Genomic DNA, 14534 nt, shown 5'->3' with positions numbered 1-14534 from the left:
GAGGATGTTAAAGTTTTATTATTAGTTGCGTTCGTACACCAGACGACCATCAACGTAGGTGCGGTAGATCGAACGGTCATCGCCCAACGTCATCATCACGAACAATTTGTCGACTAAAGAAACAGAGTTGTCATAGCGCAGCTGCTGTAGCGGAGTGGCGGTGGGTTCCATCACCACGAAATCAGCCTCTTTGCCAGGTAAAAAGTTGCCAATCAAATCGTCAAGGCCCAGAGATTTCGCTCCGCCGAGCGTGGCCAGGTAAAATGCTTCATATGCCGAGAGGCGATAGCCTTGTAGTTGCAACACTTTGTAGGCTTCGTTTAGCGTTTGCAGCATGTTGAAAGTGGTTCCGGCACCGATATCCGTTCCCATGCCCACTTTAACTTTCTTCTGCCATGCTTTTTTCAAGTTGAATAAGCCGCTGCCGAGGTAAAGGTTGGAGGTCGGACAGAAAGCAATGCTGGATTTGGTTTCGCTGAGACGATCCCACTCTTTTTCTTCGAGATGGACGCAGTGAGCAAAGACACAGTTTTTACCGGTCAGGCCGTACTGATGGTAAACATCCAGATAACCATCATGGTCAGGATAAAGCGATTTCACCCAGGCAATTTCATCTTTGTTTTCACAGAGATGGGTATGTACCCACGTATCCGGATATTCTTCTTTCAGGCGTTGCGCCATCGCCATCTGTTCAGGAGATGAGGTAGGGGCGAAGCGTGGCGTAATCGCATACAACAGACGACCATTTTTGTGCCAGCGTTCGATCAGTTCTTTGCTTTGGTGATAGCTGCTTTCGGCAGTGTCGAGCAGATAATCCGGTGCGTTGCGGTCCATCATCACCTTACCGGCAATCATACGCATATTGATATGACTGGCGGCTTCAAACAGCGCATCAACGGATTGCGGATGAACAGTGCCAAACACCAGCGCCGTGGTGGTTCCGTTACGTAAAAGCTGCTTGATGAAGAATGCCGACATTTCGCGGGCGTACTCTAAATCCTCATAACGACGTTCAGTAGGGAAAGTGTGTTTATTCAACCACTCCAGCAATTGTTCACCATAGGCCCCCACCATTTCACTTTGCGGATAATGGATATGTGTATCGACAAAGCCCGGTACTATCAGTTTGCCGCGATAGTCGCGCACGCGAATGGTGTCAGGAATTTGATGCTTTCCGTCTTCCCATTCGCCAAACCATTCCACTTTTCCCTGTTTAATGAGTAATAAACCATCCTCAATAAACCGCAGCGCAGAGGCAATCTCTTCCGGGTTATCGACCGTACGGGTGACATCAATAAAACTGCCTCGTACCGCTTTTAACGTGTGTTCTCCTGACATCATTGACTCCTTTACTGTTAATCCATCTCTTCCGCTGAGGTAATACCAGGCAGAACGTTTTCCTGTCGGTAGCCACCAGGGAGGATAATATTTAATAAAATCGCAGTTAACCCGCCAGCACAAATAGGGTTTTCAACTAATACATAAATAGAGGCTGGCAATATTTTAAAAATTTCGGGATCGTAGGAGACGCCAAGTCCTAAACCTAAAGAAGTGGCGACAATAAGTGTTTCTCGGCGCTTTAAACCGTTGGTGATGATGATGCGAATCCCAGCGATAGCAATCATGGAAAACATCAACGTCATTGCGCCTCCCAGAACTGCCGAGGGTATGGTTGTGAAGAAGCCGCCAATCATCGGAAACAAGCCGAGGATAACCAGCATTACCGCGATGGTTCGCCCGACATAACGTGAAGCGACGCCAGTCATCTGAATAACCCCATTATTTTGCGCAAACGTGGTTAATGGTAATGAACCGACAGCGGAGGCGATAACAGAAACCAGACCATCTGCCAGCACGCCGCCTTTCAGTCGGGACTGATACTCTTCCCCCTGAATGGGGCGGCGGGAAACCATTGCCGTGGCGGTGATATCGCCGACTGCTTCCAGCACGCTAAGCAGATAAATCGTGCCAACCACCAGGAACTGATGGAAGCTAAAACTAAAGCCGTATTTGAACGGATGCGGGATGGTGATTAACGGCAAATTGCGCATACTGCTGAAATCCACCATGCCCAGGCATAACGATGCGATATAGCCGACACATAGCCCAATGGCGATCCCTCCCATGCGTAGCAACGGACTGCGACAGCAGTTAAAGCCGATCACCACAATTAAAACCAATAAACCAACGCCGAGATGTTCGTAATTGCCGAACGTACCGCTGCTTTTGGCTGCAAATCCTCCACCAAAATCGATAATGCCGACTTTAATCAGGCTTAAGCCGATCATCAGTACCACAATACCGCTGACGGTAGGCGTAATAACCCGACGTAAATAGGGCAGGATAAATGAAGATCCGACAACCAGAAATGCGCCAACGAAGGAGACGCCGAGGAGCGACGACATGATTAACTCTTCGTGAAAACCGTCGCTTTTCATGCTGCTGCCCAGCGCAATCATGACCGTAACAAATGAAAAATTGACTGACTGAATTGAGAGAAGACCAGAACCGACGATGCCGTAGCGGTTTACTTGTAACCAGGTACCAATACCAGAGGCGATCATCGCCATAGAAACCAGATAGGCGGTTGTTTCAGCGGAAAGCTGTAAGGCCGCACCCACGATTAACGCGGGGGTTACCATCGGAACGAAAATTGCCAACAGATGGGTAATGGCACCAACGAGAGCCTGATGAAAGGGAGGGCGATCCTCCAGTTCAAATATAAGGTCAGAACCTGCATGGTTTATATCAGACATCCCTTCACTCCTTTTAAAGTAAATTTGATCATCTGAATCAGTAAAATAAATTCCCACGAATTTGGGGCGCAGGACGCCTTGAGAACGGCTTATCTCATTTTCGCAGTCACTATTTAGTCATCGTCCAAACAGAGAAACAGGCCGCCGAAGCGGCCATTTATTATTTATATTTTTTCCAGCGCGGTGAGTATTTTCTCCGGTGTGAAATGCCATTCGCGTAACCAGATGCCGCATGCATCGTGAATTGCGATAGCAATCGCCGGAGCTGCGCCATTTACACCGATTTCCGAGATCGATTTCGCCCCGAACGGGCCGACTTTATCGTCGCTCGGCACCAGCACAGCGCGGAAATCACGCGGAATGTCACCAATTTTCGGTGCGCCGTAACTGCGTAAATCACGCGTTAACGGGTGACCTTCGGCGTCATAAATGATCTCTTCGCTCATACTGTGGCCGATAGCTCGCAGAGTGGCACCGTAGATTTGTCCCAACGCTAACTCTGGATTGACCGGTGTACCGCAATCCAGCAAGGCGTAGAATTTATCCAGGCGGATTTCACCCGTACGCGTGTTGACGGCAACTTCAGCAAAGTTTGCGCCATACGGGAAGGCGAAATCAGGCGTGATATAACTGCCAGTTCCCACCAGTGAACCAAAGCCGGTGCCGGTTTCGCCTTTATGGGCTATCTCTCCGAAACTAACTTCGCCTTTCTTGCCGCGAACGACGCCCGGCGTTGCTAGTTGAACATCTGCCACTGGCTCACCCAACATTTGCGCGCCGTGGAACAGGATTTTCTCCCGCAGATTTTCCGCTGCCAAACGCGCAGCGTTACCCGAGAAGCAAGTACCGGACGAGGCATATGCGCCTTTATCAAACAGTGCATGATCGGTATCACCAGAGATAACATGCACGTCCTGCGGTGGGCAGTGCAGCACTTCTGCTGCCAGTTTCGTCACCACAGTATCCAAACCAGTACCAATATCCGCACCGCCAGAATGAACGATAAAGGTACCGTCTGATTCCAGTTTGATCATGCAGTTAGCCTGATCGATATCCGGGATACCCGATTTCTGCATGATAATGGCGACGCCACGACCGATGTGCCAGTCACCGTTTTGTGGTTTTGGTGAAGACCATTGGATCATCTCGCGACCCTGACGCAGGATCTCTTCCAGTGCGCAGCTGGCGGCGGAAGGAACGGAGGTCGGCGCTTTACCTTCACCGATTGCACCGAGAATTTTCAGCTCTTGCCCTTCGTGTACCCGGTTACGTTCGATAATTTCCAGTTGGTCGATCTGTAACTGTTCAGCCAATTCCGCTAATGCCATGGTGATAGCGAAGTTACCTTTCGGTGCGCCATAACCCTGATAAGCACCATTTGGGCAAATGTTGCTGTAGTAGGTGGTGACCTGGAAATCGACGTTATCACACGGATATAACGGCAGCGACAGCGCCGGTCCGTTACACGGTACGGTGAGTGAGTGGTTGCCGTAAGGGCCCGTGTTGGCGCGGAAATCCATCTTCACTGCCGTCAGGCGACCATCTTTTTTCGCGCCCAGTTTGACGGTGACTTTCGCGACGTGGCGAGAGGTGTTAGCAATAAACTCTTCTTCACGGGTGTAGCGGAACAGTACCGGACGTCCGGTCACGCAGGTTGCCCAGGCGCACACTTCTTCCAGCAGGATGTCCTGTTTGGAACCAAAACCGCCGCCTACACGTTCTTTAATGACATGAACTTTATGTTGTTTCATGCCCACGAGGCGCGCGACCTGGCGGCGTAAGTGCCATGGTACCTGGGTGGAGGCGTGGATCACCAGACGATCACCGTCCATACGGGTAAAGCAGATATGTGTTTCAGTCGGGCACTGCTGTGCCTGCGTTGAGTTATAGGTTCGCTCAATGATCACATCGGCATCGGCAAAGCCTTTGTCCATATCGCCAATATGACCATGAATACTGGCAGCGATATTTTTGCGTGGGCGAGAACCGATCGGGAAGTTGATGATCATATGCTCGCCGCGCTGGGCTGCATGGCTGTTATCATCTTCCAGAGTATCTGGCGCACCAGCAACATACACCACCGGTTCATCGTGCACGACAGGCGCATCTTCCGCCATTGCTTCGTCGATCGACATTACCGGTTTAAGCACTTCATATTCAACGTCGATGAGCTTCAATGCTTCGAGCGCAATGTCTTCACTTTCAGCGACGACCGCAGCAACACGATCGCCGACGTGACGCATTTTCTTGCCGAACATACGGCGGTCAAGCGGTGACGGTTCCGGTGCGCTCTGACCACCCGGGGTATAGTAGATATCTGGGCAATTCAGGTGAGTAATAACGTGAACGACGCCCGGTAAGGCTTCAGCTTTGCTGACATCCAGATGAGTAATCAGTGCGTGAGCGTGTGGGCTACGTAACATTTTAATGACGCAGGCGTCAGCCGTTACGCGGTCTTCAACATAGCAGGGTTTCGCCTGCACCATTTTCGCGGCATCAGTTTTAGGATAATGCTTACCAATGACTTCAAGGTCGTCACGGAAAGTCGGAGCGATATCAATGGTGGCCTGCGGATTATTTTTACGTGCAACCGCCAGTTCAATGACCTGATAGTATTGTTGCCAGCCTGCATCGCGGCTGAACAAACCAGAAAGCGCGTCGTCGATCTCTTCGCGGGTCGGTGCGGCAATGCGATCGAGAAGATCGGTGATAATCAGAGCCGCAGCTGGATCGTTATAACCAGACTGCACCACGCCAACATCAACCATGGCCTGTTGAACCAGACTTAACTCGTTCCATTTGCCCAGAGATTCTGCGGTACGAATATCTGCCTTCTCTAACTGTGCGGCAATAAGCAAGGACGCGTTAACGATATTACCGTTAAAGATAATTGCGTCAGAACCGGCAAACCCGAATCCATCATCGCTGTTGCGTACAGAGTGCATTCCCATGTTAAACAACAGCTTTTGCACGTTTTCGCCTGGATTAACGGTTAGCTCCTGAGGCGCGCCATTTAAAGTAAAGTGGATGATCATACGGCTTCCTCCCCAGCCTGTTGGCAGTCGGCATACAGGTCGGCTACCAGAACTCCCGTGATATAGCGTTTATAGGCCACGCTGCCCCGCAAATCTTCCTGCGGGAAAATGACGTTGGCGACAGCCTGTTCAAGGGCATCGCCTTCCAGGTTTTGTTTTTCAACATCGTGCAGACGCAGTGCTTTACTGGCTACGCCATCCAGCGCAATTCGCATACCGTCGTGGTCTGTTATTGCAACGGCTGCCGTCACGACGGTTAAACCTGCCTGAGAACGGCTAATTTTGCGAGTCGCACAGGTGCGATACGGATCTTTAATGATGATTTCGGTTAGCAGGCGATCGCATGGGCAGGCCAGGTACTCCTCAATTGACAGAGTTTCACCGTTGCCAAAAACCAGTTCGGCATCTAGTGCCAGCAGGACGGGAAGCAGCACCGACTCTTCCTGCCGGGCGGCGATTTCACCACCAATGGTCGACTGATTACGAATATGGCGAGAGTAGACAAAGCCGAGAGCCTCACGCAGTGCTGCAGGAATAAACCGTGCATCACGCAGTGTTTGCAAGCGAGACATCGCGCCAATTCGTAGTGCACCGTTATCCCAGTCAATCCAGTCCAGCTCCAGATCCTGCAAGGAAATGGCAATCTTTTTATCGGTACGGGTTGGTGTAGCGTTGAGTTTGCTGCCCCCGGCGAACCAGACGGCTTCATCCTGGTAGCGGCGCTTCAGTTCCAGCGCTTGTTCGACAGAGTCGGGTCTGAAAAATTGTTCAATCATCGTCTTTCCTTAATTTCCCCTCTTCTCTGAAAGAAGAGGGGAGCTGTTATTTATGCCAGCGCATCCATCCGACGCCACATACTGGCAGCGGCTTTTCTGGCTTGCGCATAAATGGAATCGCAATCGAAGTTAAACTGACGGTCTTCATAGACCATCACACCATTGACCATCACGCTGTGAACGCTGCCTGAGCCCATACCGAAAGCGATATGCCCGGCGATATTGTCTGCCAGCAGCGGCGTTGGCGAGTTGTAATCACAAATGGTTAAATCGGCTTTGTAACCGGCTTCCAGAAGGCCAAATTTCGCGCCAAAGTTGCGGCTCATCAGTTCGTTGCCGTTAGCCAGTGCTTTGGCAAAACTGTCAGGCCACAGCGGGCCACCCGCATCGCGATGTTTAAAGAAGGCAAATTTCATCTCTTCAAACATGTCCGAACCAATGCCGTCCGTTCCCAACGCCAGATTGCGGATGTCGCTAAGGTGATGGTTGTAGCCGACATGGTTGTTCATGTTTGAACGGGCGTTATGCACCAGGAACGCATCGCGCTGATTGAGTAGGGCGATGTCATCTTTCGACAAGTACAGCCCATGAGCGACCAGCGTTTTGCTGTCGATGAGATCGAATTGCGTCAGTCGTGCCAGTAGGTCTTTGCCGTACCAGTGGTGACTGTAGGAAACGTCGTAAAGGTCTTCCGCAGCGTGAATATGCAAACCACGACCTGTGGTTTTCACGGCTTCACGCAGCATCTCCAGACCGGCATCCGGCACGGTAAACGGCGCGTGAGCGCCGATATGTGCTTCCACCAGATACGGCTCGGTTGCTGCTTTCTTCGCCTCATCAATCTGACGGGCGAAGCGGATGTTTTCTTCTACACCTTCCTGCAACTCTTTGATGCCGTTGTTACGGTCAGTAGTTTCAAAACAGGTCATCGCGCGCAGGCCAACTTTTAAAAATGCGTTGCGCAATGTGGAGAGCGACCCGTCGATATACGCCGGAGAGGCATGGTGATCGATAACCGATGTACATCCGCTCTTAATCGCTTCCAGGGAACAAATCAGTCCGCTGTAATAGAGCGACTCTTCATCAAGGGCGCGATCGAGCCGCCACCAGAGATTTTTCAGCGTTGAGATGAAATCCGGGCAGGGGGCGATGTTTGCCATAATTCCGCGGGAAAGTCCCGAGTAAAAATGGTTATGCGAGCAGACAATTCCCGGCATCACAATCCGACCATGCATCTCTTTGTAGCTGGCATCGGGGTAGCGTTGCGTCAGGGCATCGCCGATAGCGACAATCACATCATTTTCGATGGCGATATCAACGCCTTCCTGCACTTTCGCCGGGTGTAACTGCACTGCGGTGACATTCTTCAGAATCAACATGATTACACCTCCACGCGGCCCAGCAGATAATGATGATGCTGGTGGACATGGCTAATAATGCGGCACATATCGTTCAGCTCCGGTGGTACGTTGTTGAACTGACCTTCGCTGTCGATGTTTAACACCCAGCTTTGGTTATTCAGACGTACGCGTACCCGGCAATCTTCCACCAGGAAGCCTGGGTTGCTGCTGTTATCAAAATCTTGCGACAGGCTGAAGACGGTGATTTTGTCTTTGTACGGTTTACCGTTCCACGGGCAGAATTGGGCGCAGTTGCCGCATTCGTTGCAGTAGGCATCGAGATGCAGCGTCTGGAAACGGTTCTGGAAGCCAGGGACCGCAATGGATACGTTGGCGCGGTTCGGGCAGACATCCACACACTTGCTGCAAACGTAGTTACATTCAAGGCAGCGAGCGGCTTCCTGCGCGACAAACGCGTCACGATCGTCACTGTTCACCAGAGTGATAGAGATATCGCCTTTACGTTGATAGATTTCCGCCGGATTGACGTTATTCCAGTATTTATCGTTCTGGTGGGAACGGATATTTTCCCGACTAAGGATGGCATCGGTCGCCCGACGCGCGGTTCCGACAGCAGCGACAATGGAGGATGGTCCGCGCTGTACGTCGCCGATCATAAAGACGTCAGTCAGACGCGTTTCGCCATTATGGTCGACGTCTGGCCAGCCGTTTTTGTCCAGCGGCACGCCCATTGCATTCAGGGCTTCAGTATCCTGCTGTTCACCAATGGCGGTGATCAGGCTGTCCACATGCAGTGTTACTGTTTCGTTGGTTTCAACCGGACGACGACGACCTTTCTCATCCGGTTCGCCAAGCGACATAACGCGCAAGGTTAAGGTGCCATCAGCATCGAAACGTTCCGGATTATTCAGAAAACGGAACTCCACGCCGTCGTGCAACGCTTCTTCATACTCTTCGCGCCATGCTGGCATCTCTTGCAGTGAACGACGGTAAACGACCGTTGCTTTTTCTACGCCTGGGACGCGTAACGCCGCACGAGCGCAGTCCATTGCGGTGTTACCCGCCCCGACAACGACCACATGTTTGCCCAGCTTGAGCGCGGTGCCCTTGTTGTATTCACGCAGGAAGGGGAGTGATTTCCAGACATTTTGGTTGTCGCCCGCCAGTTTCACACCGCTATTTTTATCAGTGCCGGTGGCAATCAGAACATAGTGGAAGCCCTGATTTTTTAACTGTTCAACGGTCAAATCGGGTGAGCAGTCATACTCAAATTTCACGCCGTGATCGGCAACAAAATCGATATCGTGCTGAATTAACTCTGCAGGAATACGGAACTGAGGAATGATATTTTTCACCACGCCGCCCGCGTTGGCTTCGCGTTCAAACAGCGTAACCGGATGGCCCGCTCTGGCAAGGAAGTAACCTGCGGCCAGACCCGCCGGACCTGCACCAATCACGGCAACCGGATGGCGTGAACCAGAACCGGCTGGTTTGTGCCAGCGTTGCTTATATTCATCCCAACCTTTTTCCAGCGCGACTTTTTTCAGTTCGCGGATATTCAGCGCACTGTCGTAATCCAGGCGGGTACAGTTGTATTGGCACTGGTGATCGCAAATATGACCGGTAATGGCGGGCAGGGCGTTGCGTTGATAGATGAGTTCCAGCGCGTCGGCATAGCGGTGTTCGCCAAGCAGACGGATGTATTCCGGAATATCTTGCTTGATAGCGCAGGCAGTAACACAGGGGGCAACGTAGCAATCGGTCAGCGGCAGGTCTTCAGCCACTTCAATACGCTCTTCTGGCTTCCAGTGTTTCTGGGTGTATTCCATGGTTAACGCATCTGCTGCCAGTCTGTTCAGTCGTTCGACGTCAACATGGTCAAGTCCCCAGGCATCGGAGCCTTCCAGCTCGCGCATGCAGGCACTTAAGCGCAGATAGCCGCCAGGTTTCAGCAGGTCGGTTGCCATAGTAATAGGGCGAATACCAGTATCAAAAATATCGCGGATAGTCAGCTGACTGGCACCACCGGAATAAGAAATGGGCAGTTTGCCGTCAAAGGCGCGAGAGAGAACTGCTGCAACGTTGATGGAGAGCGGGAACAGCGCACGGCCTGACATATACATCTCTTCACCAGGCAGTGCGCCTTTATTGTTGATGGTGCCGAGAGTGTTAGTCAGTTTTACGCCAAAGCCGAGTGATTTTTCTTTTGCCAGTGCCATCAGGCGTTCCAGCATTTCCAGCGCTTGCGTCAGCTTGAGGTCGTGATCAAATGACTCTTCTTTTAAGCCTATGTAACCGAAACCGCAGACATCAAGGATCTCACGAACACGCGCGTACCCCAGTAAGGTCGGGTTGAGTTTCACAAAGGTATTGAGCCCTTTTTCTTCCAGCATGTAGCGGCAAATGGCTTCGATTTCATGCGGAGGACAGCCGTGCATCGTGGAGAGGGTAACGCCTTGTACCATGCTGGTGGGGATGCGTGCCGGTAAGGCCTGCAAGCATTCGCGTTTTTCCTGTAAGCCGTGGCGGGCTAAAAATGCGTCATCCTGGAGTAGTTTATTAAGCGTATCGCGGTACTGTGCGAATTTCGGATGGTCAGACGCGTCCATCATATTATCGATGAACTGCTGCATGGGCGGCTGTTTAATCCCTTCAAGGTTATAACCGACGCTCATATTAAAGATAAATGACTTACCGGATCCTGATGGCTGGAACATCGCTTCCAACAGATGCAGGGCAAACCAGGCTTTGAGGTATTCATCCCAGGCTTTAAGCAGGGTAAATTCGGTGGACCATTCGGTGTTAAAGCACTCGTCTTCGGCATCAATACAGGGCTTTTCCAGCTCCAGGCGGTCAAGAATTTGGACGGTTTTTAGTTCGATGAAGCGTCCGCCAGTCAGCCAGGAAGTGACAATATTTTGCGCGAGCTGCGTGTGCGGGCCAGCGGCAGGGCCGACGGGAGTGGCACAGGTTTCACCGAAGACGCTAACAGTTTTACCTTTTACAGGTGAGTAAAACTGTTGCTCGGGAATACCAAAGATTGAGCGTTGTTGTTGGTATTCATCAAATATGCGCGTCAAAAGTTCCTCAAACGGAATGGGACGCATAATATCCCCCATAACCCTCTCCTTAGCTTATACAGATATCATTGAGTGACCGGTGTTGAGAAATCCGGTGGTTTAGGGGGATAGAGCAACAATCGCACCACTCTTGCCAGGTTTGGCGGGAAATATAAAAAAATGTGAGGCGGCTCGAAACTTAATGGCTTTTTGTGAATGAACTCACAGGTGCCAAATGAGAATTAAAATCACTCCTGAAAATTATTATTGCCAGCCCATTTATCACTTTTTCTCTTTTCTCAAAATCAGTGATTCCTTATCATTATGATAAAGAGTGCTGGAGGGATTAAATATTTGAACGCAATCGTTTAACTACGTTTTCTAAATTTCAGTATACCTTTTCTTCGCTGTAATAAAGTCGTCAGGAGTATCAATATCTAAAATTATTTCTGCATTTTCTATTTCGACGGAATAATATTCTCCCATAAGGAGTGCCTGACGCATATTGGTGACATTGGGTCGCTGGATTGCCTGCATCAGGCATGGTTTTGACACTAAAATCGGATGGCCGGGGATGCCATTATGGAGTGGCAGTATTGCGCCATCATTTCGTAACGACCAGATTTTTCTAAAAATATCGATGGTGAGGGTTGGCATATCTCCGTGGGTGAGAAAACAATGTTCTGTTTGCACCGCGGGTACTGCGGCCTTTACTGATGTCAGTAAACCCTGCGCATAATCTGGGTTGTGGATAATAGTGATATTGCTCTGGTTCGCATAACGTTCGTGCAGTTCATTACCACGATAGCCGGTGACTAAAATAATTCGGCTACAAAACTGCAACGCATTTTTGATACTTGTATCAAGAATTGTTCCCTGTTGCCAGGGTAACATCATTTTCCATTGCCCCATTCTTGATGATAATCCTGCGGCGGTAATTATACAGTCGATGGCTGACATAGTGATTCCATTATTTACAGGAGCTAATAACGCCTGGTAATTGCGTTACTTCCTGATGGATTAAGTTGAGGATAATTTATCCCAGAGAGGTCCATAAAGACGCGTGAAAAGTATAATTGACCCATCGGCATTATTCATTGATTTAGGCGCGCAGAAACGTCCCACTGTGATTTCTGTTGTTGGGGCTGGGGGGAAAACCAGCTTGCTTTTTTGGCTGGCAGAACTGCTCCAGGCTAGCGGCAGGCGTGTGTTAATCACTACGACGACACATATGTTTATGCCAACGTCTCACTGGCCCGTGGTTTTCTGTCGTGATCCCGCCATGCTTCCTCATGCGTCTCTTACATCCCCCATTTCATTTTGTTTTCATAGCTGGAAAGCGAACCAGGGAAAAGTGCAGGGATTTATGCCAGAAGCGATTGATGCACTGGTGCAACGACCAGAGTGTGACGTAATTCTCATTGAGGCAGATGGCTCGCGTGGAATGCCGTTAAAAGCGCCTGATGAGCACGAACCTTGCATACCCAAAAGCAGTTGCTGCGTAATTGCTGTGATGGGAGGACATATTTTGGGTGCGAAAGTGAGCACAGAAAATGTCCATCGCTGGTCGCAGTTTGCTGATATTACCGGGTTAACACCTGATGCAACCTTGCAACTGAGCGATCTCGTTGCGCTGGTTCGCCACCCTCAGGGGGCGTTTAAAAACGTACCGCAAGGTTGTCGGCGAGTCTGGTTCATTAACCGTTTTTCTCAATGTGAGAATGCGATTGCGCAAAGCGAGCTCCTTCAACCGCTGCAACAACACAACGTAGAGGCAATCTGGCTGGGCGATATACAAGAACATCCTGCAATCGCGCGCAGATTTGTGAATTAGCGGCCCGGGTATTCCGGGTTACTGAAAGGATATCCATTGAGGTTGGTATGAATATTTTCACAGAGGCTGCAAAACTCGAAGAGCAAAATTGTCCGTTTGCGATGGCGCAAATTGTTGATAGCCGAGGCTCAACCCCCCGCCATTCTGCACAAATGTTAGTGCGCGCCGATGGTTCTATCGTCGGTACAATTGGTGGCGGAATGGTTGAGCGGAAGGTGATTGAAGAGTCGCTTCAGGCATTGCAGGAACGTAAGCCGCGATTATTCCATGGACGTATGGCTCGTAACGGTGCGGATGCTGTCGGGTCAGATTGTGGAGGTGCAATGTCAGTATTTATCAGCGTCCATGGTATGCGTCCACGTCTGGTGTTGATTGGTGCGGGGCATGTCAACCGGGCGATAGCCCAGAGTGCGGCGCTATTAGGATTTGATATCGCCGTTGCCGATATTTATCGCGAAAGCCTCAATCCTGAACTATTCCCACCATCAACCACGCTTCTCTATGCTGAGTCGTTTGGTGCGGCAGTGGAAGCACTGGATATTCGCCCTGATAATTTTGTCCTGATTGCCACGAATAATCAGGATCGTGAAGCCCTCGACAAACTCATTGAACAGCCCATTGCATGGTTGGGGTTGCTGGCAAGTCGTCGCAAGGTTCAGCTTTTCCTGCGTCAATTGCGTGAGAAAGGCGTGGCTGAAGAACATATTGCCCGTTTACATGCGCCCGTTGGTTACAACATAGGTGCGGAAACGCCGCAGGAGATCGCCATCAGCGTGCTGGCAGAAATATTACAGGTGAAAAATAACGCGCCGGGTGGGCTGATGATGAAGCCTTCTCATCCTTCCGGACACCAGCTGGTGGTGATTCGCGGTGCGGGGGATATCGCCAGTGGTGTAGCGCTACGTCTGTATCATGCGGGTTTTAAAGTGATCATGTTGGAAGTGGAAAAACCGACAGTGATTCGTTGTACCGTGGCGTTTGCCCAGGCCGTGTTCGATGGCGAAATGACGGTCGAAGGCGTCACCGCCCGCCTGGCAACCAGCTCTGCGGAAGCGATGAAACTTACCGAACGCGGATTCATCCCTGTGATGGTAGATCCCACCTGTTCATTGCTTGATGAACTGAAACCGCTTTGCGTGGTGGACGCTATTCTGGCGAAACAGAATTTGGGAACGCGGGCAGATATGGCACCAGTAACAATCGCGCTTGGGCCGGGCTTTACTGCAGGGAAGGATTGTCATGCGGTAATTGAAACAAATCGCGGGCACTGGCTCGGTCAGGTGATTTACTCTGGTTGTGCGCAGGAGAATACCGGTGTTCCTGGCAATATTATGGGGCATACCACCCGACGGGTGATCCGTGCTCCTGCTGCAGGCATTATGCGATCCAACGTGAAATTAGGCGATCTGGTGAAAGAGGGCGATGTGATTGCCTGGATTGGTGAGCATGAAATTAAAGCACCGTTGACGGGGATGGTGCGTGGCTTGTTGAACGACGGACTGGCAGTGGTCGGTGGTTTTAAAATTGGTGATATCGATCCTCGTGGTGAAACGGCTGATTTCACCAGCGTTTCTGATAAAGCCCGGGCGATTGGCGGCGGCGTACTTGAGGCGTTAATGATGTTGATGCATCAGGGCGTTAAAGCGACAAAAGAAGTGCTGGAAGTGGCTTAAATGAAAATGGCCGGATGGTATTACCCATCCGGCCTTTAAA

At 50.7% G+C, this 14534-nt stretch carries 9 protein-coding genes; 2 read left to right on the top strand and 7 right to left on the bottom strand.

The genetic code is table 11. From position 1 onward, the window contains the following. Positions 1 to 21 precede the first annotated feature (21 nt). From guaD to mocA, 7 genes are all read right to left on the bottom strand, one after another. The gene (gene guaD, locus ACJHX7_RS09480) at positions 22 to 1338 is read right to left on the bottom strand and encodes a guanine deaminase (protein ID WP_001295158.1); all 1317 of its coding nucleotides are present in this window, start codon (positions 1336 to 1338) and stop codon (positions 22 to 24) included. 17 nt (positions 1339 to 1355) lie between these two features. Continuing rightward, positions 1356 to 2756, bottom strand: coding sequence for a xanthine/proton symporter XanQ (xanQ, locus tag ACJHX7_RS09475; protein ID WP_001280192.1), 1401 nt, complete (start codon positions 2754 to 2756; stop codon positions 1356 to 1358). Between the two features lie 164 nt (positions 2757 to 2920). Further along, positions 2921 to 5791, bottom strand: coding sequence for a molybdopterin-dependent oxidoreductase Mo/Fe-S-binding subunit (locus ACJHX7_RS09470; protein ID WP_023141991.1), 2871 nt, complete (start codon positions 5789 to 5791; stop codon positions 2921 to 2923). Continuing rightward, positions 5788 to 6567 carry a molybdopterin-dependent oxidoreductase FAD-binding subunit gene (gene ygfM / locus ACJHX7_RS09465; RefSeq protein WP_094030036.1) on the bottom strand — a complete coding sequence of 260 codons (780 nt, stop codon included), beginning with the start codon at positions 6565 to 6567 and terminating at the stop codon, positions 5788 to 5790. The genes ACJHX7_RS09470 and ygfM overlap by 4 nt, the downstream gene beginning before the upstream one ends. Before the next feature lie 50 nt (positions 6568 to 6617). Continuing rightward, positions 6618 to 7946: a putative aminohydrolase SsnA gene (gene ssnA, locus ACJHX7_RS09460; protein ID WP_000906265.1), complete on the bottom strand. Its 1329-nt coding sequence runs from the start codon at positions 7944 to 7946 to the stop codon at positions 6618 to 6620. A 2-nt stretch (positions 7947 to 7948) separates the two neighbouring features. Beyond that, positions 7949 to 11047, bottom strand: coding sequence for a putative selenate reductase subunit YgfK (gene ygfK, locus ACJHX7_RS09455; RefSeq protein ID WP_094030035.1), 3099 nt, complete (start codon positions 11045 to 11047; stop codon positions 7949 to 7951). Between the two features lie 321 nt (positions 11048 to 11368). Beyond that, positions 11369 to 11947 (bottom strand): molybdenum cofactor cytidylyltransferase, encoded by a 579-nt coding sequence (gene mocA, locus ACJHX7_RS09450; RefSeq protein ID WP_410231558.1) that lies wholly within the window; start codon positions 11945 to 11947, stop codon positions 11369 to 11371. Positions 11948 to 12050: 103 nt separating this feature from the next. Between mocA and yqeC the strand changes: the two genes are divergently transcribed. Both yqeC and yqeB read left to right on the top strand, forming a co-directional pair. Continuing rightward, the gene (gene yqeC / locus ACJHX7_RS09445; protein ID WP_075862152.1) at positions 12051 to 12821 is read left to right on the top strand and encodes a selenium cofactor biosynthesis protein YqeC; all 771 of its coding nucleotides are present in this window, start codon (positions 12051 to 12053) and stop codon (positions 12819 to 12821) included. A gap of 47 nt (positions 12822 to 12868) precedes the next feature. Further along, a complete protein-coding gene (gene yqeB / locus ACJHX7_RS09440) occupies positions 12869 to 14494 on the top strand; it encodes a selenium-dependent molybdenum cofactor biosynthesis protein YqeB (protein WP_022646083.1) in 1626 nt (541 codons plus the stop codon). Positions 14495 to 14534 lie beyond the last annotated feature (40 nt).

The sequence above is a fragment of the Escherichia sp. WS1451 genome, assembly GCF_046487365.1.
In the GTDB taxonomy this organism is placed as follows: domain Bacteria; phylum Pseudomonadota; class Gammaproteobacteria; order Enterobacterales; family Enterobacteriaceae; genus Escherichia; species Escherichia coli.
This window is presented reverse-complemented; position numbering and strand designations above follow the sequence as displayed.

What these genes read in the sequence shown, in the direction of transcription:
- guaD (WP_001295158.1), bottom strand. Translation starts at nt 1,338, where the DNA reads ATGTCAGGAGAACACACGTTAAAAGCGGTACGAGGCAGTTTTATTGAT.
- xanQ (WP_001280192.1), bottom strand. Translation starts at nt 2,756, where the DNA reads ATGTCTGATATAAACCATGCAGGTTCTGACCTTATATTTGAACTGGAG.
- ACJHX7_RS09470 (WP_023141991.1), bottom strand. Translation starts at nt 5,791, where the DNA reads ATGATCATCCACTTTACTTTAAATGGCGCGCCTCAGGAGCTAACCGTT.
- ygfM (WP_094030036.1), bottom strand. Translation starts at nt 6,567, where the DNA reads ATGATTGAACAATTTTTCAGACCCGACTCTGTCGAACAAGCGCTGGAA.
- ssnA (WP_000906265.1), bottom strand. Translation starts at nt 7,946, where the DNA reads ATGTTGATTCTGAAGAATGTCACCGCAGTGCAGTTACACCCGGCGAAA.
- ygfK (WP_094030035.1), bottom strand. Translation starts at nt 11,047, where the DNA reads ATGGGGGATATTATGCGTCCCATTCCGTTTGAGGAACTTTTGACGCGC.
- mocA (WP_410231558.1), bottom strand. Translation starts at nt 11,947, where the DNA reads ATGTCAGCCATCGACTGTATAATTACCGCCGCAGGATTATCATCAAGA.
- yqeB (WP_022646083.1), top strand. Translation starts at nt 12,869, where the DNA reads ATGAATATTTTCACAGAGGCTGCAAAACTCGAAGAGCAAAATTGTCCG.